General features: G+C 47.1%; 1 pseudogene. It reads right to left on the bottom strand.

Going from position 1 to position 1,102, the window contains the following annotated elements:
* Positions 1 to 31: 31 nt before the first annotated feature.
* Positions 32 to 1,102 (bottom strand): annotated as a pseudogene (locus tag HMPREF0044_RS08175) (IS1249 family transposase); the annotation flags it as partial.

The following is a 1,102-nucleotide window of genomic DNA, read 5'->3' as shown; positions in this document are numbered from 1 at the left end:
TTATACGACAAATTGTGTTGCTGGGGGTGGTTTAGTCCCAGTCTTGTCGGTAGGGTTGCGTGTGGTGTAGTTCGTGCCATGCTACGGTGTCTCCCCAACGGGGTATGATAGCGTCGATTTTGTTTGTTCGTGTTGCTTCCCAGTAAGCGTTTTCTATATCCCCATCCCGTGGCATAACTTTCAAGATCTGCGCCGGAGGTAAAGGAAACTGGGGGTGCATATAGCACCACCAGAAAATCGCTTTAATACGCCTGATTAAACTCAATCCCCGATGGTCTCTAAGCATCTGCCGCAACGGAGCATTAACACCTCCTTCAATCCTGTTTGTAGTAGCCGGCATAAGCTCATCCCACAACGGGTCAAGATATGTAAACAACAACTGGCTCCTAATAAGAGAGTTAATACTTCTACACGCTTTCACAGTTTTAGCGTGAGTATAAGACCACGAATGCTCATGATAGGTAACCTCCTGTAAGAACGCATGCCACTTGGTTTGCCACTGCTGGTAATCTCTAAGCCACTTGGGTTGCGTTATCAAGGGTTTTCACGTGTAATAGGCGTTTACCCAGCTGGTATAACTCCCAGTTAGGCTCGAGTTTAGGACGCGTTGTGGTAGCTGTTTTAATCTGCGTAAACACGTGGAACACACACCGTTGTATCTTCGTATCAGGCCAGGTGGTTTTACAGGCTTTCATGAACCCGCTACCACCATCACAAACCACTAAATCCAGTGGAGCAATCCGGTTTAACAAGGCTTTCCACGCTCTAGAGTTCTCGTTTCTAGCGACATACCAGCCCAGAACATGCTGGTCACTGCGAGCAATCAAAACTACTGCTTTACGCCCCAGGTGTATGCCATCAACGTACACAACCGGGTGTACTTCATCCACGATTGGTGGAAGAGGCCAAATATCCCACAAGAACCTAGTTCTACGTTGAAAAGTTCGTCCCTGTCCCGGCGTATCTTTAAGTGTTTTACCTGAAAGCAACCAGCTTAAAAACAACTCTAAGTTCTTAGCATCAGTGTTAATGGGATTGAGGTTAGTTATAGAACAAGACTTGCACCGCCAGCGTTGGCGACCAGCTTTAGTTTTCCCGTGAC

This window comes from Gleimia coleocanis DSM 15436, assembly GCF_000159015.1.
GTDB lineage: Bacteria > Actinomycetota > Actinomycetes > Actinomycetales > Actinomycetaceae > Gleimia > Gleimia coleocanis.
This window is presented reverse-complemented; position numbering and strand designations above follow the sequence as displayed.